Source organism: Pedobacter insulae, from assembly GCF_900113525.1.
In the GTDB taxonomy this organism is placed as follows: Bacteria; Bacteroidota; Bacteroidia; order Sphingobacteriales; family Sphingobacteriaceae; genus Pedobacter; species Pedobacter insulae.
In genome coordinates this window covers 87885-113432 of record NZ_FOPP01000003.1, presented here as the reverse complement: position 1 = coordinate 113432, position 25548 = coordinate 87885, and the positions used below count along the sequence as shown (strand labels likewise).

Genomic DNA, 25548 nt, shown 5'->3' with positions numbered 1-25548 from the left:
CCCAAATAGACAAAAAATAAAATCTAAATTAAGGTTAATTCCCAGATCATCACTTTTCTATCATCACCCGTTGAAATTAAATACTTTCCATCATCAGACCATATCATTTTATTGATGGAGTGACTATGACCCTTGTCAGTTTTCTCTAAGCTTAAATTCTTATACAATTTAAAGTTCTCAGCATCCCACAACTTAATACTTTTATCCTGGCTACAAGTTGCAAAATAGGGGAGATAAGGATGAAATATAATACTGTAAATGCTAAATAAATGCGCTGGGACATTTTGACTTAATTCATAGTTGGGTAAATCCCATATTTTTAACTGCGCGTCTCTACTGCCCGATATCAAATATTTGCCATTAGGTTCATAAGCCATTGAAGTTACTGCAAAGGTGTGGGCTTCCAGGGACTGCTTCACACTATAATCACTTAAATTATAAATCCGGATTAAATGATCTTTACATCCAAAAGCAATCTCGGTTTCGTCGGGAGAAATTGCAATAACCCTTATGGTGTCATAGGCTGCTTGGAAGCGGTAGATTTCTGTAAAGTCTATCAATGACCAAACGGCAACGGTTCCATCTTCTCCAGTAGTAATTAATTCATTCTTGCTTTTAACAGTTTTAATATCAAAAATTGGTTTTGTATGCGCGTTGATTCGGATAATTACTTTCTCTTCACTTAAATCGTATATCGTGAAGGCTCCACTTCTTTCACCTATAAATAATTGGTGATCCTGTACATGGAGGGCATAAACCGAGCTTTGAACTGGCATTTTTACTTTTGCAAAAGCCATTTCCTTCAACGACCATTCTACTACACCCTTGTCATTTCCAGCGCTAAAAAACATTCCCTCTACATCAGCATTCGCTAACGCATAGACTGGATTTTGATGGCCTGAAAGGGTTTTTAAGTGTTTTAGCATATCCGGTACCTTTCGCTTTATTTATGTCGTTTTTCTAGGTTCAATGCGATGTCTTCCAAAGTCTTCCCTTTTTCTCTCAATAAGAACATTAAGTGAAAAATTAAATCCGACGCTTCATTTACAAAATCTACATCAGTTTCCGCAAGCGCAGCAATCACTGTTTCAACACCTTCTTCGCCAACTTTCTGGGCAATTTTATTTAAGCCCTTCTTGCGCATCTTGTCGATATAAGAACCATCAACTGGATTTTCGTACCTGTCAGATATAATATGCTCTAATTCAAATAGAAAGTTCTGATTATATTCCGTGTTAAAACAACTTCTGCTTCCGGTGTGACAAGTGGGACCAACTGGATCAGCTTTGATTAAAATTGTATCCTTGTCACAATCAACAGAGATTGATTTTACAGTTAAAAAATTACCGCTCTCTTCTCCTTTTGTCCATAGTCGATTTTTTGAACGGGAGAAGAAAGTCACTTTACTTTCTTTTTGCGTTTTTTCAAAGGCTTCTGCATTCATATAACCTAACATCAAAACCTCTAAAGTTTGGTTATTTTGTACAATTACGGGAATTAGTCCATTGGTTTTTTCCCAGTCGAGTGTGTTTATATTGATTTTCATTTTTTGTTGTATTTCCGTCATTGCGAAGTATGAAGCAATCTCTGCTAAAGTATTGAGATTGCTTCGTACCTCGCAATGACGCTTTGTACCTTGCAATGACGCTTTGTACCTTGCAATAACGCGTGTGTTTTATATTCTTACAGGAATTCCGTTCTGTCTTAATTCTTGTTTCAGTGCTGGTATCAAAATCTCTCCATAATGAAATACGGAGGCTGCTAATGCTGCATCAACCCCAGCTTTTTGAAATACTTCTGTAAAGTGAGCAGTTTCTCCGGCCCCGCCTGAAGCAATAATTGGGATATTAATCGTTTTATTAATCTTTCCCAACAACTCACAATCGAAACCCTTCTTAGTACCGTCATGGTCCATGGAAGTTAATAATATTTCTCCTGCTCCTAAATCTTCAGCCCTTTTTATCCAGCTTTCCGTTTCAAGGGCTGTGATGAGTCTGCCTCCATTGAGATGAACAATGTTTTTGCCGTTGATATGCTTTGTATCCACTGCTAACACTACAAATTGAACACCAAAATTTTTGGCTAAATCAGCAATTAAACCTGGGTTTTTTACTGCCGCAGAGTTAATACTGATTTTGTCGGCCCCAGCGTTTAAAAGGGCTTCCGCATCGGCAATTTCCGTTATCCCACCGCCTATGGTAAAGGGGATATTCAGTTGCCTGGCTACGGATTTAACCATCTCGATCATTGTTTTTCGTCGCTCATGAGTTGCGGTAATGTCTAAAAAAACAAGTTCATCGGCGCCCTGTTCTGCATATTGCGCAGCTAATTCAACAGGGTCGCCCGCATCGCGCAAGTCGACAAAGTTTATACCTTTAACCGTACGGCCGTCTTTTACATCAAGGCAGGGGATAATTCTCTTACTTAACATTTTTTTGTAGTTACTTTCTTCCTCTCGAGTCACTCGTCATTGCGAGTCACTCGTCATTGCGAGGTACGAAGCAATCTCTCACTAGATTGCTTCGTACCTCGCAATGACGCTATAATTAAAGACTTCGGTTAGATTGTTGACAGCGCCTTTAAGTTCCATTCTTTAATTTCTTCAATGGAGATTCTGTTCTCATAGATAGCTTTGCCAACCACCACACTTCGAATGTCATACTTAGCCAGTTCTTTAATATCTTCTATAGAACTTACTCCTCCAGAAGCAATTAACTTAATCATTGGGGAATGATCCAGTAGTTTTCTATACAAATCAACGGCCGCACCTTCCAATTTGCCATCTTTGTTAATATCAGTGCATAAGAACCGGAAAAAACCCAAAGCGAGACATTTATCAACATAATCCATCAGTTTAATCGGAGAACTTTCCATCCAACCCGAATATTTGATAACTTCATCCAATACGTCTATAGCGATCACAATTTTATTGGCATAGTTGTCTTTTTTTACGAAGGCAGCACTCAGCGCCGGTAAAAAATCCGGATTGCTAATAGCTTGAGTGCCTACAATAACCCGATGTATTCCCGAGTCAAGCAGATTATTTACTTGGTCAATTGTTCTTATTCCCCCGCCATACTGCACGCGCATTTCGGTTTTTTTAATAATGTTGAATAAGGTTTTCTGATTGCTAAAGTCTCCTTTAGCGCCATTTAAATCAATAATATGGATGAAATCTGTGCCATTTGAACGATACCGTTCGATCATTTCTTCAATAGAAACATCGTACTCCGTTTTTTGATTGTAATCGCCTTCACGTAAGCGAACGACTTTACCATCTAAAATATCAATTGCAGGAATTATGTACATTTTATAAACTTAGGTTTGAAAAATTTTTCAATAAACGTTCCCCTTCTTTACCCGATTTTTCTGGGTGAAATTGAACGCCGTAAAAGTTATCCTTTTGTATTGCAGCAGAAAACTTATCTCCATAGTGAACGGCTGCGATATCAAAAATAGGGTTATATTCAATAAAATAAGAATGCACAAAGTAAAATTGTGTTTCAGGAGCAACACCCTCGAATAAGAAATTGTTTTTAAAAGCTATCTTATTCCATCCCATGTGAGGAATTTTAATGCTCAAGCCTTTATCAAAAAGTTTAGTTTTTAATGGAAATATAGCTAAAAGCTCTGCATTTCCTTCTTCAGAATGTGCGGTGAGTAATTGCATGCCAACGCAAATGCCAAGCACAGGAACTTTTAGTACTTTAATGGCATCAACCATGCCGGTTTGGGTAAGTTTTTGCATCGCAGCACCTGCGTGACCCACTCCAGGGATAATGATATGGCTATATAAATCCAAGTCGGCAACGGTATTTACCATACCATAGGTAATATCCTGTCTCGTTAAAGCTGCGGTAAGGGAAAAGATATTTCCTGCGCCGTAATTTATGATTCCTATCATTTTTTTAATTGCTCCTGGTTCATTTTATAAAAGCCCTTTTGTACTCGGTAGTACCAATTTTTCGGCATCTCTTTTTACCGCCATTTTAATTGCTTTTGCAAAAGCTTTAAATATAGCTTCTATTTTATGGTGTTCGTTATCACCTTCAGCTTTAACGTTCAGATTACATTTTGCCGCATCACTAAATGATTTAAAAAAATGGTAAAACATTTCTGTAGGCATATCGCCCACTTTTTCACGCTTAAATTCGGTATCCCACACAATCCAGTTTCTGCCTCCAAAATCTATTGCGACTTGGGCCAAACAATCATCCATTGGTAAACAGAAGCCATACCTTTCAATACCTAGTTTATTTCCCAGGGCTTTGGCAAAGGCCTCGCCTAAAGCAATTCCGGTATCTTCAATTGTATGGTGCTCATCTATGTGTAAGTCGCCATTGGCAATCACTTTTAAATCCATACCTCCATGTCTGGCAATCTGATCTAACATATGGTCGAAAAAGTTCAGCCCTGTTTTTATCGTTGCTTTTCCAACGCCGTCTAGATCTAACTCAATGGCAATGTCGGTTTCATTTGTTTTCCGATGATGCTTTATTTGCCTAGCTCCAGCTCGTAAAAAAGTATAGATATCTTCCCAATTTTTAGTTTCCAAAGCGATAATATCTGTTAATGTATCGGCTTTTTCCATTCCTTCACTGGCACCAAGTGCGTCGTTCTGACGTAAAAAGATAGCTTTCGCGCCTAAATTTCTCGCTAAAAGCACATCATTTAATCGGTCGCCAATTACAAATGAGTTCGCAAGATCATAACCTTCCCCAAGATATTTTGTCAATAAGCCTATGTTCGGTTTGCGGGTAAGTGCATTGTCTCTTGCGAAAGTCCTGTCAATTACAACCTCGCTAAAAATTACCCCTTCATTGGCAAAAGTGTCTATCATAAAATTATGTACCGGCCAAAAGTTTTCTTCGGGGTTAGAAGATGTGCCCAGACCGTCCTGGTTCGTTACCATAACTAGCTCGTAGTCTAGTTCATTAGCGATTTTAGACAGGTAATAAAGGGCTTTTGGATAGAATTTTAATTTGGCAAAGCTATCTACCTGCTCATCTTCTGGTTCGACATTCAAAGTGCCATCTCTATCAATAAATAATATCTGCTTCATTATATTTTTGCTAAAACAGTAAGTAGTTGGTTATTTTCATCAATTGTGCCTATCGTTATTCTTAAACATCCTTCGCAAAGCGAAACTTTTGAGCGATCGCGGACGATAATGCCTTCATTAACCAATGCGTTATAGATATTTAATGCATCAGTTACTGCTACTAATATAAAATTAGCATCCGAAGGATAAACTTTTTTAACTATGGAGATTTTTTCCAGTTCGGCTGTTAACCTGGCTCTCTCGGTAACAGTTGATTTTATCCATTCGTTTACCTGTTGGATATTGCTCAATGCGGCTAATGCAAGATCTTGTGTGGCCTGATTGATATTATAGGGCGGTTTAACTTTATTTAAGATATCGATAACCGGTACGGAAGAGAAAGCCATGCCCAAACGCAATGCCGCTAATCCCCAAGCTTTAGAAAAGGTTTGCAAAATCACCAAATTGGCATATTCTATTAATTCCTGTATAAAGGTTTTTTGCTTAGCGAAATTAATATAGGCTTCATCAATCACTACTAGACCTTTAAAGTTGGCCAAAATGGTTTCGATATCGGTTCTGTTGATTGAGTTTCCTGTGGGATTATTCGGAGAACATATAAAAATCATTTTGGTATTGGCATCTATAGCTTCGGCTATTTTCTCCAAATCCAATTGAAAGTTTGGTAGTAAATCTACCTTTCTTAGCTCAATATCATTGATATTAGCCGAAACTTCATACATACCGTATGTTGGGGGCAAGATGATCACATTGTCTTTGCCGGGGTTACAGAATGCTCGAAACAACAGATCAATTGCTTCATCGCTCCCATTGCCTAAGAAAGTATTTTCGATTGGGACGCCTTTAATTTTACTGATCGCATCCTTTAAATCTAATTGCAGCGGATCTGGATAGCGATTATAGTTTGCCGGCAATGGTGAGCCATAACTGTTTTCGTTTGCATCTAGGAATACACTAGCCTGTCCTTTAAACTCATCTCTTGCGGTAGAGTATGGTTTTAAAGTTTTTATATTTTCTCGTTGTAAGTCTTTGATATTCATTTAGCTTGGATGTTTCTCTAATTTTTATTTTCCTTCAACCTTATTGTAATTGCATTCTTATGGGCTTGTAAACCTTCGGCCGCTGCCAAAACCTCTACTGTAGGCCCAATATGGTGTAAACCCTGTGCAGATAAATGCTGAAAAGTTATTTTCTTTAAAAAAGTATCAACTGAAACTCCAGAATAAGCTCTGGCAAAACCACTGGTTGGCAAAGTGTGATTTGTTCCCGAAGCATAATCGCCCGCACTTTCTGGAGTTAAATTACCTAGAAATACAGAACCCGCATTGATAATGAAAGGGATGAGTGGCTCGAAATCGTTGCATGCCAGAATTAAATGCTCCGGCGCGTAGGTATTACTAAAGTCCATTGCCTGCGTTACAGTTTCTGCAAAAACGATATACGAGTTTGCCATTGCGCGAGCTGCCATGTCCTTTCTTGGTAATTCAATTATTTGCTTTTCAACTTCCATTATTACCTCTTCTATTATTTGTTGGGATGTGGAAACCAAGATGGCCTGACTGTCACTTCCATGCTCTGCCTGGGCCAGCAAATCGGCCGCAACAAATGCAGCATTGGCAGTCTCATCTGCAATGATCAAAACTTCGGAGGGGCCAGCGGGCATATCGATTGAGACCGTATTTTGGACCATCTTTTTTGCTTCGGTAACATAACGATTTCCCGGACCAAAAATCTTATCCACTTGAGGAATTGTTTGGGTTCCGAAAGCCATTGCACTTACCGCCTGGGCACCACCAACTAGGTAAACTTTTTCGATGTCCAGAAGGGTAGACACGTAGGCGATATAGCAGTTAATTTTGCCGTCATTTTGTGGAGGTGAACAAACAACAATTTCTTTGCAACCAGCAATTTTTGCTGGAATTCCCAGCATTAAAAAAGTGCTTGGTAAAACCGCCGTTCCTCCCGGAATATACAAACCAACTTTTTCAATTGCCCTTGTCTCTCTCCAGCAATTCACACCTGGCATGGTTTCTACTTTAGCTTCTACTTGTAGTTGCGTCTCGTGAAATTTATAGATATTTTGATAGGCTATGTCAATAGCATTTTTTACTGATTCTGGCGTTTGATGAGCAAGTTCAGCGAGCTCTGCCTTTCCTATAAAAAGTGAAGATAATTTAACCTTGTCAAATTGTTCTGCGTAGGAGAGGAGTGTGGTGTCTCCACCGTTTTTTACAGCGTTTACAATGTCTTTTACGGTAGAAAACACGAGATTGTCATCCTCAACTTTACGAGAACATAGTTCTTTGACTTTTTGTTGAGTTAAATCTTTATAATTATAGAGTTTCAATATGTTATCTTTTTAATTTAACTATTAGTTAATGTAAAATGTAGCGTGTAAATGTATTATTGAATTAATTTAAGTAATGATTTTCTCAATTGGCATTACCACTATTCCCTGAGCACCTGCGGATTTTAAGCTGTTTATTTTTTCCCAAAAATCTTGTTCCGCTATAACCGAGTGAACGGCAACCCATCCTTCTTCGAACAATGGAACTACAGTTGGACTTTTTACGCCGGGCAATAAATCAACTACTGCTTGTAAGTTTTCTTTCGCTACATTTAAGACAACGTATTTAGTAGCTTTTGCCCTCAGCACAGATTGAATTCTTTGCATCAATTCTAAGACCTCTGCGTTCTGTTCCATTCCCTTGCTACAGATTAAAACGGCTTGCGAATCCATGACATTTTTGAATGGTTTAAGCCCGTTATTTTTTAGCGTTCCGCCAGTGGATACGATATCGAAAATGGCATCGCTTAACCCTAATCCGGGTCCAATTTCTACCGAGCCAGAGATGTTTCTGATCTGCGCATCGACATTGTTTTCTGAAAGATATTTTTGTAAAATTATGGGGTAAGATGTAGCGATTGCTTTGCCATTTAATTGCGACAATTCTGTGATGTTGCTATTGTTTTGAACCGCAATTTTTAGGGTGCATTTTCCAAATCCCAAGGGTTGCAAATAAGACACATCTGCCCCTGCTTCAATGATTACGTTTTCTCCAACGATGCCTAAATCTGCGATGCCATCTTGGACGTATTCTGGAATATCATCATCTCTTAAGAAGAGGATTTCTAAAGGGAAATTCGCAACACTTGCAATTAATGAGCTTTTGTAGTTTTCGAAGGAAAGGCCACAATTTTTAAGAATTTCTACGGATTTTTCGTTTAACCTACCCGATTTTTGGATAGCGATTTTAAGTGTTTTCACTTGTTATAAAATTAGGAATAAGAAATATTGAGTCTGTTTTAAAAAATCGTTTTGCGTACAAAACATTATACTATCTATCGCCACAATGGCGATGATGTAAATGTACGTGATGATTTAAAACTTGAATCATAATATTGCTTTTCTTTCCGTAATTTTGTAGGGAATAGGCTACAAATATAGCTTTGTTATTGTAAATTCAAAAGAATTTGCCATTTAATTTGTTTGATATTGCTAAGTATTTCATTATTATCATTTGCTAAATCCGCTGTAAAATTGAAAAAAACACTTCTGTTTGCCCTGTGTTGTCTGTTTTTTAGCTCGTGTGAATTGTTTACGCCTAAGCCGGAAATAGGCTTAGTTTTGGCTGAACATTTCAATAATAAGTTATATAAAAAATTTGACACTGTATCCTATAACCAAGTTTTCCTCGAGAAGCTGAAAGAATTAAGAAACCACTTGTCGAATCCGAAAATTACTAGTGCTCATTATAAGCAAAATGAGTATAAACCGCTATTGGTGACAAGGTTTTATGCAAACGGAAATTTAGATAGCCTGAGAAAATATATCGAAAATAGTCAGGCAGACGGGTTCAATCCTAAAATTTTTGGTGTTGATGAGTTGACCAGGCTTTTAGCAATACTGAATAGAGACAGATTTAAGACAATAGAAGAAGTTTATCCACTCATTGCCGAGTTGGAAATTAAAACAGCGGATGCTTTATTAAGGTATCACACCTTTATGAAGTACGGAAGCATAAATCCGAGGAAATATTTTAACCGATACTACATAGCTGTTAAACGCCCTGATAGTGTACAATTAGATTCGGTTTTAAATACTGCTGATCTTCTTGCTGTTTTAAGAGCTTCGCAACAGAACAATAAGGCTTATTTGGATTTAAAAAAGGCTTTGGCTTTTTACAGAGATAGCTTAAAAACAGAAAACCATTCGGCAATTACGCTCATAAAGTTGAATATGGAACGTATGCGTTGGCAAATGCCCATTAATTTGGAAGAAGCAGTGGTGGTGAATATTCCGGATTTTTCTTTAACCTGGTTTTTAAAGCAAGATACATTGGCGCATATGAATGTTTGCGTGGGGGCAAAAAGAGAGGAGACTTATGCGGAGAAAATGAAGGTTTTTTTGAAGAGTAGAAAATTGGATGACAAACCTAAAAATCATGAGACACCGCAATTGGTTAGCGTTTTTAATGCGGTACAAGTAAACCCTATCTGGAATATTCCCGTTAGTATTGCTCAAAGTGAGATTTATTATCAAGCCATCAAAGACCCCTATTATTTATCTAATAATAATATTAAGGTTTACTTCCGAGGAAAATTAGTGAATGACCCGGACACGATCAGGTGGGGCAGGTATGCGCGGGAAAAATTGCCATTCCAATTCAAACAAGGTGCTGGAGAAGGAAACGCACTCGGTAAATTTAAATTTGTCTTTGACAATAGTTCTAGTATATACCTACATGATACCAATAATAAATATGGCTTTAAATTAAAAAACAGAGCCATTAGCCATGGTTGTGTTAGAATTGAAGACCCTTTACAGTTTGCTCAATTAATGGTGAAGGATAAATATCAATATGATAATTTGAGAATGGAGGTAGACTTACCGCCATTAGATACGACAAGAAATACGAAGTATCGAAAAATATTGGCGAAAAAGGCGGATACTTTAAAAAGATTTAAACTAAAACCAGCATGGTTTGCCACAAGAAAGAATGTGGCAGTTGTAATTACCTATTATACCGCATGGGTTGAGAATGGAAAAGTTGAAGTAAGACCAGATGTGTACAACTATGATGGGCAACTTTGGGAGGCCGTTAAGAAATATATGTAATGCTTTCGGTTATCCGCCATACACCCCTGGAGTCTCGGTAGGTATTGCTTCCTTACCCCTTAAAGCGCCATTGTGCCGAGATACTATCGGATAGGTACCGGATAGCAAGGCAAGGGATACCGGCTAGGCATTGACAGGATAAGGGTGAAAGACCTCTTAGAGGATAATTTTTTAAGTTAATTAAAACAAATTCGACTTAAAATCCTTAAGTCTGTATGAAGTTACTTTGCCATCAAATTAAAACACTTAAAGTTGTGCTGTTTTTCAGCGTATGTTTAACCCTTTTTATATTGCCGTCTTGTAAAAAGAGCCACTCAGATATCGGGCAAATTGTATTTAAAGAAACTAGGAATAAAGTTTTTAAGGATATTGAAACAGATGTTTTTATTGAGCGATTTAAAGAAACATTCAATCAGCAAAAAAACAAGTATAAAAATCCTAAGTTTTTAGCCGCGCTTTACGAAACCAATGATTTTGAGCCTATCCTTTTAATGAGGGATCTTCCAAATCAAAAGTTAAAAAATGCTGCTGAGGTTATAAGCGATGCGCATGCCCATGGACTAAATCCAGAAACCTTTAAGGCTGCCAGATTTAATGAGCTTATGACCAAAATTTACGATAAAAAAGCTGTCAAATCCGTTGATGAGGCTTATCAAATATTAATTGATCTGGAGTTAACAGCGGCGAATTCAATAACGAATTATAGCAATGCGATACAATTTGGTTTAGTAAGTCCGAGGAGGATTTATGCCCAATACTACACTGAAACCAAACGGCCTGACAGCGCTAGTTTTATTTCGGTTTTTGAGACTAAAGATCTCAATTTGTTTTTGGATAGCATACAACCGCAAAGCAAGGAGTATCTTAGCCTTCAAAAGGCGCTTAAGGATAATGTACAGGTGCCTGGCATGAATAAAGAAGAATCAGAGCGGATTTTAATTGTCAACCTGGAAAGGTTAAGGTGGAAAAATGCACCCACAGAAAAAAAATATGTATGGGTTAACATTCCCGATTTTAGGCTGGATGTGATCGAAAACGGAAAGTCTAGTTTAAACATGAAAGTTTGCGTTGGAGAAGGAAGAAATCAAAACTATACCGATAAATTAGTAGAATATGATGAAAATGACCTAAAAAAAGACAGGCCATTTAATCGAGAAACTCCACAATTGAAAAGTCTAATTCATAGTGTTCAAGTAAATCCAGTCTGGAATATCCCTGAAAGTATTGCCACCAATGAAATAACTAAATTTGCTGCTGCCGACCCTTATTATCTTTCAAATCATAACATTGATGTGTTTTTAGATGGAGAATTAATTGAAGACACAGAAACCATCGACTGGTCGGCCGCAAATGCTGGAAAAACCTATACATTTAAGCAACGTCCTGGAGCTGATAATGCTTTAGGGAAAATAAAGTTTCTATTTAATAACCAAAGCAGTGTTTACTTGCACGATACTCCGTCAAAAAATGCCTTCAAACAGCATATGAGAGCTGTAAGCCATGGTTGTGTACGTGTAGAGCAGCCTTTGGCTTTAGCAACCGCTTTATTTGGAGAGGGAAATAAACTTGAAAAAATAAAAGCTGGGATGGAAGGCAAAAGAGCCGATGCAGAGGATATTGGCTTAACTGATAAAGTTCCGGTATACTTAACCTATTTTACCTGTTGGGTAGACGATCAAGGGGTTCTGCAATTCCGCAAAGATGTTTATGGGTTAGATATTGTTCTTTATACCTATTTACAGCGAATGGCTTAATTTTTAGCCATTCGCAGCAATAGGCTAATCTATTGTTGACTGTTGCTCAAGTGCAAAGTTCGCCGCCAAAGTATGATCAAGATATTTTGAACTATAACGCTCTTCGCTTTTGTTGATAAATAACACTGTTTTATCTCCTATCGTATTAATCACTTTATCAGCGATCTCGGGCGCAACGGCCGGACAACCCTGGCTTCTTCCTAAACGACCCAATGCTTTTATCGTGCCTTTACTAACATAGGGGGCGCCATGAACTACAATCGCACGGCTACGGGCATTATTGTTAAAACCATTGTCCATCCCGTCTAACTTAAGGGATTTGCCATGTATGCCTTTATACACCTCGCCGGTTACATAAAAGCCTAAGCTGCTAGTGTATGATTCGTTTTTATTTGAAAAATTGACCGCTTCGTCTTTACCGCTTCTCTGACCATGCGCTACCCAGGTATTCAATAAGATTTCTTTTTTATCGAGATCTATAATATATAACCTTTTCTGGGTACTTAATTGATCAAAATCAGCAATGGTTAAAATTGATTTTTGAGATAACTGACCTGCTTTTTTCAAATTATAAAAACCAGTAAGGGCCTTTTCAAATGCAGATTTGCTTAATCCTGCTTCTTTTAAGTGAACCTCATTATAAAGTGTAGTAACATGTTGATCGTAAACGCTGTCTACTGTAACAACAACGGGGGTTTTCATTTTGGGTTGCTCCAACTTTTTAGTTGTCCAACTCGTAGTAATAAAGAAAAGTGCGATTGCTGTTAATCCTGATAGTCCTAAAATGTAATTCTTCATAGAGTTTGCTTTTGTTGGCTTGCTATATAATTGTTTACGTATGGGTTTTATCAAATAAGCATTTGGATTAAAGTGAAATAATAATCAAAGATACACATTTTATAATTATTATGTTAAGTTGAATTTCAATATTGCTTTATCGTGACTTTAGTAATCATTTGATTTATAAATCATTAAATGAGATACGAAATTTATTACTAGAAATATAGTTAATTATTTTTAACTTAAGTTTAAATTTTAACGCGATGAAGAAACCAATTATTGTAATGGTAGCGCTTATTGTCCTTTTTGTAGGTGCCTGTATTCGAATGCCTGAACCACAAAATGAAAACAAGACAGTAGATGCGGGCCCAAAGATAGATTCCAGTAAAATTGGACAGCCCATTATAATAGAAACCGACATCATGAAGGATTTCAATAGCTTTTGGAGTTATTATAAAAGTGAAATCAAGTTTTTCGAAGATTTTGTAGCTTTCGATACAAGCGGAATGGAGATGAGTAAAGGAGATTTTTTAAAAACATTGAGCTCCGGTGATTACTATCCATTAAATATTTATTCAAAAGATTCTTTAATTAACTATAAACTTGCAAAAATACCAGCAAAATCGCCTGAGTATGCAGGAGCTTATATAAGGCAGGATTCACGTAACGCATTGGTGCATTTTAAAATGGAAGGCAAACCTATTCCTGCATTTAACTTTACTGATATAGATGGTAAATTATATAGTTCGGAAAATACTAAAGGAAAAATTGTTCTTTTTAAATGCTGGTTTATTAATTGCCCTGCCTGTATACTTGAGATGCCAGCGTTAAATAAAATGGTGCAAAAATATAAGGGTAGGGATGATATATTGTTTGTCAGCCTTGCGATTGATCCTAAAGAGCCGCTCCAAACTTTTCTTAAAAAAACACAATTTGACTATTCAACGGTTCCCAATCAGAAAAAATATATGGACGAACAGTTAAAAGTCTTTGCATATCCCCATCATTTTTTAATTAACAAAAAAGGAATACTGGTTAAGTCGGTAGACGAGGCGCCCGATATTGAAATGATCTTGGAAAGAGAATTAGCAAAGTAAGGCCTGAGGTATTCTGTAATCTCCAAATTTTTTCTATCTTTGGTTTTTAATGAATTTCCTGTATCCAGGCTTTCTTTTTGCACTTTTATCGATCGCAATTCCGGTCATAATACATTTATTCAATTTCAGGAAATTTAAAAAAGTATATTTTAGTAATGTTGCTTTTTTAAAAGAGATTAAAGAACAGAATTCTTCTCAGGAAAAGCTTAAAAATCTACTTATTTTAATAAGTAGGATATTGGCAATTATCTTTTTAGTACTTGCTTTTTCCCGCCCTTTTATTCCTTCCGGACAAAAAAACGATCTAAGCAAGACTAATATCGTGAGTATTTATATTGACAATTCTTACAGCATGGAAGCTGTGAACAAAGAGGGTAATCTACTAGATGAGGCAAAAAGAAAGGCGAAGGAAATCGTCAAGGCTTTTCAACTTAACGATAGGTTTCAGTTACTAACCAATGATTTTGAAGGCAGGCACCAGCGACTGCTGAATGCGGACGAATTAATGCGTGCTATCGATGAGGTGAAGATCTCTGCTGCCAGCCGGCGACTACAACAAGTCATCAATCGTCAGCAGAACATTTTTACGGGATCAAGTAACCGGTTTAGTTATATCATTTCGGATTTTCAAAAAGGCTTTGCGGGGGAGGCTCCCATAGCTGCAGATAAAAATCTTACGATATCTCTGATTAGATTAAAGTCAAATCATCTACCTAATGTTGCGGTAGATAGTGTATGGATGTTATCACCTGTACATCAGACTAATGGAGCCGAGAAGATTGTGGTAAGGTTGAAGAATTACAGCGATGAAACAGCCAAGAATATCCCAGTTAAATTATCAATTAATAACCAACAAAAAGGGATTAGTAGTTTAACAATTGAAGCAGGGAGCACTCAAGTTGATACCTTATCATTTAGCGGCTTGAATTTAGGGTGGCAAAAGGGCGAGCTAGTTATAAAGGACTTTCCTTTAACATTTGACGATGGTCTTAAATTTAGTTTTAACGTAAGTGCTGATCAAAAAGTGCTGAGCATAAATGGGGCAACTACTAACAAATATATTAAAGCACTTTTTAATGCTGATCAATACTTCAGGCTTACAGAGATGCCTGAAAGTAATATTAATTATTCGGCCCTATCTGGTTATAGCCTAATTGTGCTAAATGAATTAAATAACCCTTCAACTGGTCTTGCAGATGCCCTTAGGTTATATGTGGAAAATGGCGGTTCGGTAGTTATTTTTCCTAATTTAAACGCTCAAAAGAATTTGTATAATCAATTTTTTAAAACTTTAAATCTTCCTATTATTGCCGACTTAATAGCGAAACCAACGAAAGTTAGCTCAATAGAACTTAAAAACCCTTTATTTAAAGAGGTATTTGAGAGCCTGCCTGAAAAATTAGATCTCCCGGAAGTAAAACGCTATCTTAGTTTCACTGATAACAATACACGTAACAAAGAAAGTTTATTGCAGTTGCCGGCCAACCAACTATTTTTTACCCGCTATCCCCGAAAGGATGGACAGGTTTATTTAGCTGCAACCGGGCTTAGTGCCGATGATAGTAATCTGGCAGAACACCCTATTTTCGTGCCCTTAATGTATAAAATAGCATTTGCAAGTGTAAGGGAACAACCACTTTATTATGTGGTAATGAAAGATAATGTTTTAGAGAGCAACAAGGTTAATTTAAATAGTGATCAATCGTTAAAGTTGGTGGCTGATAATTTTGAAGTCATTCCAGAAATTAGGCAAACTAGCGGTAAAACGCTTTTATATGTGGCTGATCAAGTGAAGAAATCGGGCTTTTATGATTTAAAGCAAGTTGATTCGGTAATTTCGGTTATTGCTTTTAATGATAATAGAACGGAATCTGATATGCATTACGATGAACCATCAGCCTTGAATAAAATATTAAACAAAGAGCAGATGAGTTTGCTCGATCCGGCAAGCGATTCTATTGAGACGATTGTTTCGACAAAAAATAAAGGGACAGAGTTATGGAAACTTTGTCTAATTTTGAGCGTTATTTTTTTAGCGATTGAAATACTACTGGTCAGATTTTATCATATAAAACATCATTCAAATTCATGAACCTCTTTATCAAGGGAATAACAATTGCAGATTCAAATAGTAAGTTTAACGAACAAACTTGCGATATACGAATTGAACAGGGAAAGATAACCGCCATAGCAAAGCAGTTAAGTCCCGCAAAAGGCGAGCAGGTTTTTGCCGCAGATGGGGCGATCGTTTCTCCAGGTTTTTTTGATTTAAATTGTATGGTTGGCGATCCGGGTCTAGAAACTAAGGAAGATTTACAAACCTTAACAGCTACTGCAAAAGCTGGTGGTTTTACAGGGTTAGCTGTACTGCCCCAAACTAAGCCGGTGGTTCAATCAAAAGGACAGGTTGCCTATATCTTAAATAAGGCTAAAAATAATTTAGTGGATGTATTTCCAATCGGCGCCATCAGCAATGATTTGGAAGGAAAAGAATTGGCAGAATTATTCGACATGAAAAACGCAGGTGCGATTGCATTCTCTGATGGCGATCATCCTATTAAAGATGATGGTTTTATGAGCCGTGCACTACAATATGCACAAGGATTTGATGCGTTATTAATGGTATATCCCGAAAACAGATCTATTGCGGGAAAGGCACAAATTAATGAAAGTGAAAACAGCATCCTTTTAGGAATGAAAGGATTACCCTCGTTGGCAGAAGAAATGCATATTGCAAGAGATATTTACCTGGCAAATTATCATGAGGCTCCGGTTCATATCACTACGGTTTCCACTGCTGGCTCAGTTGCCCTCATTAAGCGAGCCAAAAAAGATGGCGTTAAAATAACTTGTGACGTAGCTGCGCACCAATTAAGCATGACCGAGGATTTACTTAATGAGTTTGATAGTAATTATAAGGTAAAGCCACCTCTAAGGAGCAAAAGCGATGTTAAAGCACTGTTGACAGGATTAAAGGATGGTACTATTGATGCAGTTTGCACCCAGCACAGACCTCATGAGATAGAGTTTAAGGATGTGGAGTTTGAACAGGCATCTTATGGAATTATTACCCTTCAAACTGCATTACCTTTGTTATTAGTTGCCGGATTAAGCCCTGGCATGATTGCGGAAAAACTGTCTATTAACCCTAGAAATTTGTTAGGTTTGAAAGTTCCTTCTATTAATATTGGAGAAATAGCTAACTTAACAGCATACCATCCTGAAGAGGAATGGTTGTTTGATGCTACTACAAATGAATCGAGATCAAATAATTCGCCTTTGCTAGGTAAAAGTTTAAAAGGTAAAGTAAAATTGGTATATAACAATAATCAATTCCAAAAATATGAATAATAGGGTAGAACAGGCATTAATTGCTTCACTAGATAAATTTGCAGAGGCAAAGGGCATAGATTCAATAGCGATTGAACAACGATTAGTGGAAGTTTTTGGGAAGGATATGAACTTTCTGGAGAAAGTTGCAGAGTTCGATGAAGTTTTTGATGAGCAACCCGCTTTTGATGAACTCAGGGAGGTATATTTTGATTTACTGATGATTAATTTCTTTACCAGCGATATTAATAAATTAGAGGAAGATTATCTTGAATCGAAAGAATGGGCGAATATTGAGGAGGAAACGATTGAGCGGGGAACTGAGTTGTTAAATTTGTTACTATACATTAATGAATGTCATGATGAAGAAATCAAACCTGGATTAGAAGATTTTTTAAAAGAATTTCTGTTAGTTGAGGAAGACGAGTTTCAAGACGAGTTTCATATTTATGAGGATTTGATTAGTAATCAGCAATTAGCTGAAAGCAGTGTAGAAGATATCTGTAGTAATGCAGACTTGTTGGAGCTTAGTGAAGAAATGGAAGATCTTTTCGTTCCATTTATGACGTTTTTCTTACAGCCTAATTTGAGTGAGGGAGTGCAATTGGAATTAATCAAATTTAGTAATAATAAGAATTTTGATGTTGCAGTATATACTTTAATTGCTAATTTTAATAAAATTAGATCATAAACTAAACTATTAAAAATGGAACAACAATTAGCAGAAGAACAAATCAAGCCTAATAAACTGGCATTTCAGGTTGCAATTAGCTTTGCAATCTACATTATTATCTTAACCGTGGTAATGAGAGTCTTAGGGATTGATGCCCAAGCTACCGATGTGCCTTGGTATCAAACAGCACTTGTGGTTTTATTATCATGGGTTACCTATATTTATGCGATTTTTTATGCGCAAAAAAAGCATAAAGATGATTTGGGCGGCTTTATGTCGTATGGACGAGGATTTTCAACTGGCTTTAAAGTAGCTGCTTATGCAGGGTTGTTTATTGGTATTCTAATGTTTATCTACTATAAATTTATAGATGCCGCCGGCTTACAGCAGATGATAGACACTGCGATTACGAATGCAAATGGCGACGAGCAAAAGATTAAAGGAATAGAAATGATGGCCGACTATATGATTTATTTTACAGCTTTTGGAGCTGCGATCATGTATGCGATCGTTGGCTTGTTGATTAGCTTAATTACTGCTGCCTTTCTTAAAAAAGATCGTCCGTTACATCAGGATGATCAAGTATAATATTGATTAAGATAAATTTTTAACGTGCAAGTTTTGTCAAAATAATTGATGAAATTTGCACGTTTCTAATAATGCGTCATTGCGAACGAAGGGCGGGAAGAGCCAAGCGAGTGGCAATCTACATTTGAGATTGCTTTGTCGTTCCTCCTCGCAAAGACGATAATACTAAATAAATGGATATATCAATTGTAGTACCTTTATATAACGAAGAAGAATCATTGCCCGAGTTAATGGCTTGGATTGATAAGGTAATGTCGGCAAATAAATTTTCTTACGAAGTTGTGTTCGTTGACGATGGAAGTAATGATGCTTCTTGGGAGGTGATTACAAAGTTAAGGGAAACATATAGTGCCGTTAAAGGCATTAAATTCAGGAGGAACTACGGCAAATCTGCAGCGCTGAATGTGGGTTTCGACGCTGTACAAGGAGATGTAGTTATTACAATGGATGCCGATTTACAAGATAGTCCGGATGAGATACCCGCATTATATAAACGCATTAAGGAAGAAAATTACGATTTGGTTTCTGGTTGGAAAGCAAAGCGATATGATCCGATTACAAAAACTGTTCCTACTAAATTATTTAATGCAGCTACCCGAAAAATGAGTGGAATTCAGTTGAATGATTTCAACTGTGGCTTAAAGGCTTATCGTTTGGACGTAGTTAAAACAATTGAGGTTTACGGAGAAATGCACCGTTACATTCCGGTTATTGCTAAATGGGCAGGTTTTACGAAAATCGGAGAGCAAATTGTTGAGCATCGTGCAAGGAAATACGGTACTACAAAGTTCGGCTTGAGTAGATTTATCAATGGTTTTCTAGATTTACTAACTATTTTCTTTGTAGGTAAATTTGGCAAACGACCAATGCATTTCTTCGGAGCGATTGGGGCATTAAGTGTATTTATCGGAACCCTAATGGCAATTTGGTTAATCGCCGTAAAACTTTATCACATTGCCTGGGGTTCGGCTTATCGAGAAGTAACAGACCAACCGCTATTTTACTTAGCATTAACCGCTGTTATTATTGGTACTCAGTTGTTTTTAGCTGGTTTTGTAGGTGAATTAGTTACTAGAAATGCAGTTGAAAGGAATACTTATTTAATAGAAAAGGAAATAAATTAAGGAATGTTTTTTTCTATTATTATCCCCCTTTATAATCGACCTCAAGAAATTGATGAGCTTTTAGCAACCCTAACCCAGCAAACCTATAATCAATTTGAAGTGTTGGTTATTGAAGATGGTTCTGTTAAAGACGCAAAAGAAATTGTTGCTTCTTATCAAGATCAATTGGATGTAAAATACTTTTTTAAGCCTAATGAAGGCCAGGGCTTTTCCCGCAATTTTGGTTTCGAAAGGGCAAAAGGAGACTATTTTGTTATTTTCGACTCCGACTGTCTGATCCCATCTGACTACTTGGAGATCGTTTCCAAATACCTATTTGAACATCAGCTGGATGCCTATGGCGGACCTGATGCAGCACATGAGAGTTTTACGCCGGTGCAAAAGGCTATTAGTTATGCGATGACTTCACCTTTTACTACCGGAGGAATTAGAGGGAACAAAAAGCACATCGGACAGTTTCATCCCCGTAGTTTTAACATGGGGGTTTCAAGAGCAGTTTATGAAAAGGTTGGAGGGTTTGTGCTAACACGGCTGGGCGAGGATATCGAATATAGCATTAGAATTCATGAAAACGGATTTAAAATCGGCTTGATTCCCGATGCTAAGGTGTACCATAAAAGAAGAACAAGTTTTAGTCAGTTTTATAAACAACTGCATTTTTTCGGCAGGGCAAGAATTAATATTTACAAACATTTTCCATCAACACTGAAACTAGTGCATTTTTTTCCAAGCTTTGCCACGCTAGGAATGATATTGACTTTGCTGTTAAATGTGTTTTATACGCCCTTAGCTTATATTTGTAATCTGCTGGTCTTATTGTATTTTATGTTGATATTTTTTCACTCATGGCAACTTAATAAATCAATTAAAATTGCATTTTTGAGTGTTATAGCATCATTTATCCAGCTTACTGCTTATGGATTAGGATTTATACAAGATTTTTGGAAAAGAGTAATATTTAAACAATCATGATCGACTATTTAAAAGAGAGCTCCTTTGCGGTTAAAGAAGTGATTTTTGACGCATGGAAAGTTACGCGCGACAATTATGTTTCGATTGCAACACTTTGCTTTTTAATTTTTATTACGGCATCTACCTCAACATTTATGGCTTTCTTTATGGGCGAGCTACATGTAGGTATCAGGATTATTATGCTCTTGATCTTTATCATGAGCTATTGCGTTGTAGAATTATGTTTAATCAAATATATATTCAGATTATTAGATCATGAAAATGCGGAAATAACCATCATCGAAACCTTGCCCACTAGACTTGAAATTGGACGGTTTTTAGTAGGTGCAATTTATTTTGGATTAAGCATCTTCCTTGTCGGCATTTTGCTGATGCCTGTTCTTTATATTCTAGAACTTATCCTAAAATTTGGAGTAAATCAAGGAATATTCAATAATTACACACAGGCGGGAGAAATAATCGTAAACATTTCTGTGGGGATTGCGATTCTTAGTATTTTCTTTACCTTTATTAGGATTATCTTTTTCCCTTTCTTCATTATAGATAAACATGTTACTTCATTTGAATCAATTAAATTTAGCTTAGCAACTACTAAAGGAAACTTTATTAAACTCCTATTCATTTTCGTGGGTTTAGTGCTAGTTCAGGCAATTGTATTTGGTTTTTTTTACATCGTAGTTATGACAGGCTTCCGTCTGATCAATTTCTTTTTCGATTATGACATAAACCAATACATCTCTTTGATTGTTGTTGTATTTAGTTCGTTTGTCATAGTTCCCTTTACAACAGCTTTTTTTGCGGTCGCTTATCGTAAAATAATGAGCGAATATGATGGTGATGAACATCCTGATATTATTCACAACATTGTTTAAGAAAATTGCTTCACAGGTATGGGATTAAAAGCAGCATTAAGTAAGCCATTTGCGGCATGGGTTGTAAACAGGATCAAGAGATGGAAAAACAATGCGTTAACTGTTCAGGAAAAAACATTTAAGGCCCTTATCAAAAACGCCAAACACACTTCCTTTGGTAAAGACCATCAATTTTCGGCTATTCACGATTATGATGATTTTAAGACGAATGTACCTATAAATGATTATGAAGGCCTCAGGCCTTATATAGACCGGGTTGTAGATGGCGAGACTGATGTATTATGGAAGGGAAAACCGAAATACTTTGCCAAAACTTCAGGAACCACATCTGGTGTAAAATACATCCCTATATCTAAAGAATCGATGCCCGAGCATATTAAAGCTGCTCGAAATGCTTTGTTAACTTACATTCATGAAACGGGAAATGTTGATTTTGTAAATGGAAAGATGATATTCTTACAGGGAAGTCCCGTAATGGATAAGAAAAACGGCATTTATGTAGGTCGTTTGTCTGGGATTGTGGCAAATTTGGTTCCTGCCTATTTGCAAAAAAACCGGCTTCCTTCCTATAAAACCAATTGCATTGAAGATTGGGAGGCCAAGGTAGATGCGATTGTCGAAGAAACCATCGATCAAAATATGACCCTTATTTCGGGAATTCCACCTTGGGTGCAAATGTATTTCGATAGGTTAATTGAAAAATCAAATGGAAAGAAAATAAAGGATATCTTTAAGAATTTTAGCCTGTTTGTGTACGGCGGAGTTAATTTTGAACCTTACCGTGCGAAGATAGAATCAAGCATTGGCAGAAAAATCGATTCGATAGAAACCTACCCCGCCTCTGAAGGATTTATAGCTTACCAGGATAAACAAGACGATAAAAGTTTGCTGTTATTGGTAGATGCCGGGATATTTTATGAATTTATTCCTTCAGAAGAATATTATCATGAAACGCCTACACGTTTAAGTTTGGCAGAGGTGGAACTGGATAAAAACTATGCACTTATTTTAAATACAAATGCAGGTTTATGGGGATATAGCATTGGCGACACAGTAAAGTTTGTGTCTAAAAATCCCTATAAAATTTTAGTTACCGGACGAATTAAGCATTTTATATCTGCATTTGGTGAGCATGTAATTGGAGAAGAGGTTGAGCATGCCTTGTTAACCGTTGCGAATATGGAAGGTGTGGAAATCACTGAATTTACGGTCGCTCCGCAGGTTAATGCTCCAGCTGGCGAGCTTCCTTTTCACGAATGGTTTGTAGAATTTGGCTCAGCACCGAAAGATATAGTATCATTTAGTAAAAAAGTGGATGAAGCGCTACAACAGAAAAATATTTATTATTTTGACCTCATTGAAGGGAAGATACTACAACCTTTAATAATCCGTACCTTGCAAAAGGATGCATTTGTGAACTATATGCGTAAAGCTGGAAAGTTGGGTGGACAAAATAAAGTACCAAGGTTAAGCAACGATAGAGAGATCGTAAGTAGCCTCGAAAAATATGTAATTAGCTGATTAGCTAGTTTACGAAATTAACAAATTAACCAATTGAAGAATATATCGATATTAGGCAGTACAGGATCTATCGGAACGCAAGCATTAGCTGTAATCCGTGCTAACCCTCATTTATATCAAGTAAATGCATTAACCGCCCAAAACAACGCAAAATTATTAATTGAACAGGCACTAGAGTTTAAGCCAGAGCTGGTAGTGATTACATGTGAAGATCATTATCAGACTGTGAAGAATGCACTTCCTCACCTGCAGGTTTTATGTGGCACTGATGCTTTAATCGCTGCGGTTGAGTTATCACAAACCGATTTGGTATTAACGGCAATAATGGGGGCTGTTGGACTTAAACCTACGATTGCTGCAATTAAAGCTAAAAAGAATATTGGCTTGGCTAACAAAGAAACATTGGTTGTTGCAGGGGAGTTGGTTATGCAACTAGCGGCAGAAAATGGAGTTAAGATCATTCCCGTTGACTCAGAACATTCAGCTATTTTTCAATGCTTAGTGGGGGAGGAGTTAAACCCGATCGAAAAAATATACTTAACTGCTTCTGGTGGACCATTTAGAGGGAAAGATTTGGATTTTCTGTCTACCGTAACTAAAAAAGAAGCTTTGAAACATCCAAACTGGGTGATGGGAGCCAAGATAACCATTGATTCGGCATCTCTAATGAATAAAGGTTTGGAGGCAATCGAAGCAAAATGGCTATTTGGATTGGCTACCGAGCAAATTGACGTAATAGTGCATCCACAGTCTATTATCCATTCAATTGTTCAGTTTACTGACGGGTCTATGAAGGCTCAAATGGGGCTCCCGGATATGAAATTGCCAATTCATTATGCTTTAGCTTATCCTCAAAGAGTACCTAGTAGTTTTGAGCGATTTAGCTTTTTAAAATATCCTTCCCTTACTTTTTCCGAGGCAGATACAAAAAGTTTTCGTAACCTTGAGCTCGCGTTTAAAGCAATGCGAAGAGGAGGAAACATGCCCTGCATTATTAATGCCGCAAATGAAGTTGTTGTGGAAGCATTTTTAAAGGATAAAATCGGATTTTTACAAATGAGCGATGTAATTGAAGAGTGTATGGAAACTATAAAATTTATAGCTAAACCTACTTTAAATAATTATGTAGAAACCGATGAGCAGACACGTATATTTGCAAATCAATGCGTAACAAAATAAATTATAACATATCTAACAGCAAAGAATAATACAATAATAATATATGAACGGACTGATTATGGCGGGCCAGCTTTTGCTGGGATTATCGATACTAGTAATTTTACACGAATTAGGACATTTTTTAGCCGCACGTGCTTTTGGAATAAAAGTTGAAAAGTTTTATCTTTTTTTTGATGCCTGGGGTTTTAAACTGGTAAGTTTTAAAATTGGAGATACAGAGTATGGAATAGGGTGGTTGCCATTGGGCGGTTACGTGAAAATTTCGGGAATGATCGATGAATCAATGGATGTGGAACAAATGGCTTTACCTCCTCAGCCATGGGAGTTTCGATCAAAACCTGCTTGGCAACGCTTAATCGTTATGTTGGGGGGGATTATTGTGAATATTATCGTAGGTATCTTTATATTTTGGATGCTTACTTTTAAATACGGTGAAACTTACATCGCTAACGATCAATTAGTTAATGGTGTACATCCAGGTATTGTTGGTCAGCAAATGGGTTTACAGAATGGAGATAAAATCCTGGCCATAAATGGACAAAAAGTTGTTAGGTTCGAAGAAATAATTACCTCTAAAGTTTTACTGGGAAGCCCAAAATTAACCATTTCTCGTGAAGGCAAAGCGATAGATTTAACTGTGCCAGAGTCTGTATTGGATAGCATTAGTAAGCATAGCATGGATGAGTTTATTGAGCCTAGGGTTATTGCCAAAGAAATATCCAGTGTTAACGGACCAATGGGGGAGAAGACAGGCTGGCTCGCTAAACTTAAACAATCCATTTTTGGAAAACCTGAAAAAGTGCAAACTCCAGCTTATGATGCAGGGGTGAAAGAGGGTGATAGCGTAATCTCAATTAATGGTAAGCCAGTAAGATTTATAGACGATTTTACTACTGCAGTGCAAGCTTCGGCAGGTAAAACAATTGTTTTAAAGGTTAAAAGAGATCGTAATGAACTTATACTAAACCCTAAAGTAAGCAACGAAGGTACAATTGGCATTTATATTACCAGAGATAAATTACCAACCCGTCATATAGATTATACTTTCTTTGAGTCATTTGGCGTTGGTACAACTAAAGGCTGGACGACTTTTGCGGACAATGGAAAAGGGATATGGAAAATGATTACAGGAAAGGTTAGTGCCCGTAATATTAGCAGTCCGATTGGTATTGCAAAGGTGTATGGAGCCGAGTTTGACTGGTTTAATTTCTGGCGTTTAACTGGTTTAATTTCTATGGCATTGGCTTTTATGAATTTATTGCCTATCCCGGCTTTAGATGGAGGGCATGTTGTATTCCTTGTCATAGAAATGATTAAAGGAAAGCCGCTTGGCGATAAATTTATGGAGCGAGCTCAAGTGGTGGGCTTTGTCATATTGTTAAGCTTAATGGTTTTCGCTTTTGGAAATGATATTTTGAAGATTTTTAATAAATAAGTTGATTAGCTAATTAGCTAATTGGCTAATTAGCTAATTAAC

The 25548-nt window shown here is 36.9% G+C and carries 23 protein-coding genes; 13 read left to right on the top strand and 10 right to left on the bottom strand.

Features of this window, described 5'->3' with window-relative positions; genetic code table 11:
• Positions 1–23: 23 nt before the first annotated feature.
• The 9 genes from BM207_RS05775 to hisG all read right to left on the bottom strand — a co-directional run bounded on the left by BM207_RS05775 (position 24) and on the right by hisG (position 8330).
• On the bottom strand, positions 24–926 hold the full coding sequence (locus BM207_RS05775; protein ID WP_090992625.1) for a WD40 repeat domain-containing protein: 903 nt from the start codon (positions 924–926) through the stop codon (positions 24–26).
• 17 nt (positions 927–943) lie between these two features.
• Positions 944–1546 (bottom strand): bifunctional phosphoribosyl-AMP cyclohydrolase/phosphoribosyl-ATP diphosphatase HisIE, encoded by a 603-nt coding sequence (hisIE, locus tag BM207_RS05770; RefSeq protein WP_090992954.1) that lies wholly within the window; start codon positions 1544–1546, stop codon positions 944–946.
• Between the two features lie 129 nt (positions 1547–1675).
• Positions 1676–2431 carry an imidazole glycerol phosphate synthase subunit HisF gene (gene hisF / locus BM207_RS05765; RefSeq protein ID WP_090992953.1) on the bottom strand — a complete coding sequence of 252 codons (756 nt, stop codon included), beginning with the start codon at positions 2429–2431 and terminating at the stop codon, positions 1676–1678.
• Between the two features lie 128 nt (positions 2432–2559).
• A complete protein-coding gene (hisA, locus tag BM207_RS05760; protein ID WP_090992624.1) occupies positions 2560–3309 on the bottom strand; it encodes a 1-(5-phosphoribosyl)-5-[(5-phosphoribosylamino)methylideneamino]imidazole-4-carboxamide isomerase in 750 nt (249 codons plus the stop codon).
• 1 nt (position 3310) lies between these two features.
• Entirely contained in the window at positions 3311–3904 is a 594-nt protein-coding gene (gene hisH / locus BM207_RS05755; RefSeq protein ID WP_090992623.1) for an imidazole glycerol phosphate synthase subunit HisH, read from the bottom strand.
• A 24-nt stretch (positions 3905–3928) separates the two neighbouring features.
• Positions 3929–5062, bottom strand: a complete 1134-nt coding sequence (gene hisB, locus BM207_RS05750) for a bifunctional histidinol-phosphatase/imidazoleglycerol-phosphate dehydratase HisB (RefSeq protein WP_090992622.1) — start codon at positions 5060–5062, stop codon at positions 3929–3931.
• On the bottom strand, positions 5062–6102 hold the full coding sequence (gene hisC, locus BM207_RS05745) for a histidinol-phosphate transaminase (protein WP_090992621.1): 1041 nt from the start codon (positions 6100–6102) through the stop codon (positions 5062–5064). The genes hisB and hisC overlap by 1 nt, the downstream gene beginning before the upstream one ends.
• A gap of 17 nt (positions 6103–6119) precedes the next feature.
• A complete protein-coding gene (hisD, locus tag BM207_RS05740) occupies positions 6120–7409 on the bottom strand; it encodes a histidinol dehydrogenase (protein WP_177217067.1) in 1290 nt (429 codons plus the stop codon).
• 69 nt (positions 7410–7478) lie between these two features.
• On the bottom strand, positions 7479–8330 hold the full coding sequence (gene hisG / locus BM207_RS05735; RefSeq protein ID WP_090992619.1) for an ATP phosphoribosyltransferase: 852 nt from the start codon (positions 8328–8330) through the stop codon (positions 7479–7481).
• Between the two features lie 327 nt (positions 8331–8657).
• Here hisG and BM207_RS05730 point away from each other — a divergent pair, with 327 nt between their 5' ends.
• Positions 8658–10181, top strand: a complete 1524-nt coding sequence (locus tag BM207_RS05730; RefSeq protein ID WP_245768043.1) for a L,D-transpeptidase family protein — start codon at positions 8658–8660, stop codon at positions 10179–10181.
• A gap of 215 nt (positions 10182–10396) precedes the next feature.
• Positions 10397–11935 carry a L,D-transpeptidase family protein gene (locus tag BM207_RS05725; protein WP_090992618.1) on the top strand — a complete coding sequence of 513 codons (1539 nt, stop codon included), beginning with the start codon at positions 10397–10399 and terminating at the stop codon, positions 11933–11935.
• 24 nt (positions 11936–11959) lie between these two features.
• On the opposite strand, the gene BM207_RS05720 is transcribed toward BM207_RS05725, so the two are convergent.
• Entirely contained in the window at positions 11960–12733 is a 774-nt protein-coding gene (locus tag BM207_RS05720; RefSeq protein WP_090992951.1) for a murein L,D-transpeptidase catalytic domain family protein, read from the bottom strand.
• A 245-nt stretch (positions 12734–12978) separates the two neighbouring features.
• Here BM207_RS05720 and BM207_RS05715 point away from each other — a divergent pair, with 245 nt between their 5' ends.
• The 11 genes from BM207_RS05715 to rseP all read left to right on the top strand — a co-directional run bounded on the left by BM207_RS05715 (position 12979) and on the right by rseP (position 25506).
• Complete coding sequence (locus BM207_RS05715) at positions 12979–13812, top strand: TlpA family protein disulfide reductase (RefSeq protein WP_090992617.1); 834 nt, start codon at positions 12979–12981, stop codon at positions 13810–13812.
• A 49-nt stretch (positions 13813–13861) separates the two neighbouring features.
• Complete coding sequence (locus BM207_RS05710) at positions 13862–15904, top strand: vWA domain-containing protein (protein WP_090992616.1); 2043 nt, start codon at positions 13862–13864, stop codon at positions 15902–15904.
• Positions 15901–17163, top strand: a complete 1263-nt coding sequence (locus tag BM207_RS05705) for a dihydroorotase (protein ID WP_090992615.1) — start codon at positions 15901–15903, stop codon at positions 17161–17163. The genes BM207_RS05710 and BM207_RS05705 overlap by 4 nt, the downstream gene beginning before the upstream one ends.
• Positions 17156–17833 carry a hypothetical protein gene (locus tag BM207_RS05700; RefSeq protein WP_090992614.1) on the top strand — a complete coding sequence of 226 codons (678 nt, stop codon included), beginning with the start codon at positions 17156–17158 and terminating at the stop codon, positions 17831–17833. Before BM207_RS05705 ends, BM207_RS05700 begins: the two co-directional genes overlap by 8 nt.
• A 15-nt stretch (positions 17834–17848) precedes the next feature.
• Positions 17849–18403 (top strand): DUF4199 domain-containing protein, encoded by a 555-nt coding sequence (locus BM207_RS05695; protein ID WP_090992613.1) that lies wholly within the window; start codon positions 17849–17851, stop codon positions 18401–18403.
• Positions 18404–18576: 173 nt separating this feature from the next.
• The gene (locus tag BM207_RS05690; RefSeq protein WP_090992612.1) at positions 18577–19527 is read left to right on the top strand and encodes a glycosyltransferase family 2 protein; all 951 of its coding nucleotides are present in this window, start codon (positions 18577–18579) and stop codon (positions 19525–19527) included.
• Between the two features lie 3 nt (positions 19528–19530).
• On the top strand, positions 19531–20499 hold the full coding sequence (locus tag BM207_RS05685; protein ID WP_090992611.1) for a glycosyltransferase family 2 protein: 969 nt from the start codon (positions 19531–19533) through the stop codon (positions 20497–20499).
• On the top strand, positions 20496–21371 hold the full coding sequence (locus tag BM207_RS05680) for a DUF7847 domain-containing protein (protein WP_090992610.1): 876 nt from the start codon (positions 20496–20498) through the stop codon (positions 21369–21371). The genes BM207_RS05685 and BM207_RS05680 overlap by 4 nt, the downstream gene beginning before the upstream one ends.
• Positions 21372–21389: 18 nt before the next feature.
• Positions 21390–22892, top strand: coding sequence for a GH3 auxin-responsive promoter family protein (locus tag BM207_RS05675; protein WP_090992609.1), 1503 nt, complete (start codon positions 21390–21392; stop codon positions 22890–22892).
• Positions 22893–22925: 33 nt separating this feature from the next.
• Positions 22926–24071, top strand: coding sequence for a 1-deoxy-D-xylulose-5-phosphate reductoisomerase (locus tag BM207_RS05670; protein WP_177217066.1), 1146 nt, complete (start codon positions 22926–22928; stop codon positions 24069–24071).
• 43 nt (positions 24072–24114) lie between these two features.
• Positions 24115–25506 carry an RIP metalloprotease RseP gene (gene rseP, locus BM207_RS05665; protein ID WP_090992607.1) on the top strand — a complete coding sequence of 464 codons (1392 nt, stop codon included), beginning with the start codon at positions 24115–24117 and terminating at the stop codon, positions 25504–25506.
• The last annotated feature ends 42 nt before the right edge of the window (positions 25507–25548 follow it).

Coding starts and splice junctions, on each gene's coding strand:
- BM207_RS05775 (WP_090992625.1), bottom strand. CDS start 926: ATGCTAAAACACTTAAAAACCCTTTCAGGCCATCAAAATCCAGTCTAT.
- hisIE (WP_090992954.1), bottom strand. CDS start 1,546: ATGAAAATCAATATAAACACACTCGACTGGGAAAAAACCAATGGACTA.
- hisF (WP_090992953.1), bottom strand. CDS start 2,431: ATGTTAAGTAAGAGAATTATCCCCTGCCTTGATGTAAAAGACGGCCGT.
- hisA (WP_090992624.1), bottom strand. CDS start 3,309: ATGTACATAATTCCTGCAATTGATATTTTAGATGGTAAAGTCGTTCGC.
- hisH (WP_090992623.1), bottom strand. CDS start 3,904: ATGATAGGAATCATAAATTACGGCGCAGGAAATATCTTTTCCCTTACC.
- hisB (WP_090992622.1), bottom strand. CDS start 5,062: ATGAAGCAGATATTATTTATTGATAGAGATGGCACTTTGAATGTCGAA.
- hisC (WP_090992621.1), bottom strand. CDS start 6,102: ATGAATATCAAAGACTTACAACGAGAAAATATAAAAACTTTAAAACCA.
- BM207_RS05725 (WP_090992618.1), top strand. CDS start 10,397: ATGAAGTTACTTTGCCATCAAATTAAAACACTTAAAGTTGTGCTGTTT.
- BM207_RS05720 (WP_090992951.1), bottom strand. CDS start 12,733: ATGAAGAATTACATTTTAGGACTATCAGGATTAACAGCAATCGCACTT.
- BM207_RS05715 (WP_090992617.1), top strand. CDS start 12,979: ATGAAGAAACCAATTATTGTAATGGTAGCGCTTATTGTCCTTTTTGTA.
- BM207_RS05710 (WP_090992616.1), top strand. CDS start 13,862: ATGAATTTCCTGTATCCAGGCTTTCTTTTTGCACTTTTATCGATCGCA.
- BM207_RS05705 (WP_090992615.1), top strand. CDS start 15,901: ATGAACCTCTTTATCAAGGGAATAACAATTGCAGATTCAAATAGTAAG.
- BM207_RS05700 (WP_090992614.1), top strand. CDS start 17,156: ATGAATAATAGGGTAGAACAGGCATTAATTGCTTCACTAGATAAATTT.
- BM207_RS05695 (WP_090992613.1), top strand. CDS start 17,849: ATGGAACAACAATTAGCAGAAGAACAAATCAAGCCTAATAAACTGGCA.
- BM207_RS05690 (WP_090992612.1), top strand. CDS start 18,577: ATGGATATATCAATTGTAGTACCTTTATATAACGAAGAAGAATCATTG.
- BM207_RS05685 (WP_090992611.1), top strand. CDS start 19,531: ATGTTTTTTTCTATTATTATCCCCCTTTATAATCGACCTCAAGAAATT.
- BM207_RS05680 (WP_090992610.1), top strand. CDS start 20,496: ATGATCGACTATTTAAAAGAGAGCTCCTTTGCGGTTAAAGAAGTGATT.
- BM207_RS05675 (WP_090992609.1), top strand. CDS start 21,390: ATGGGATTAAAAGCAGCATTAAGTAAGCCATTTGCGGCATGGGTTGTA.
- rseP (WP_090992607.1), top strand. CDS start 24,115: ATGAACGGACTGATTATGGCGGGCCAGCTTTTGCTGGGATTATCGATA.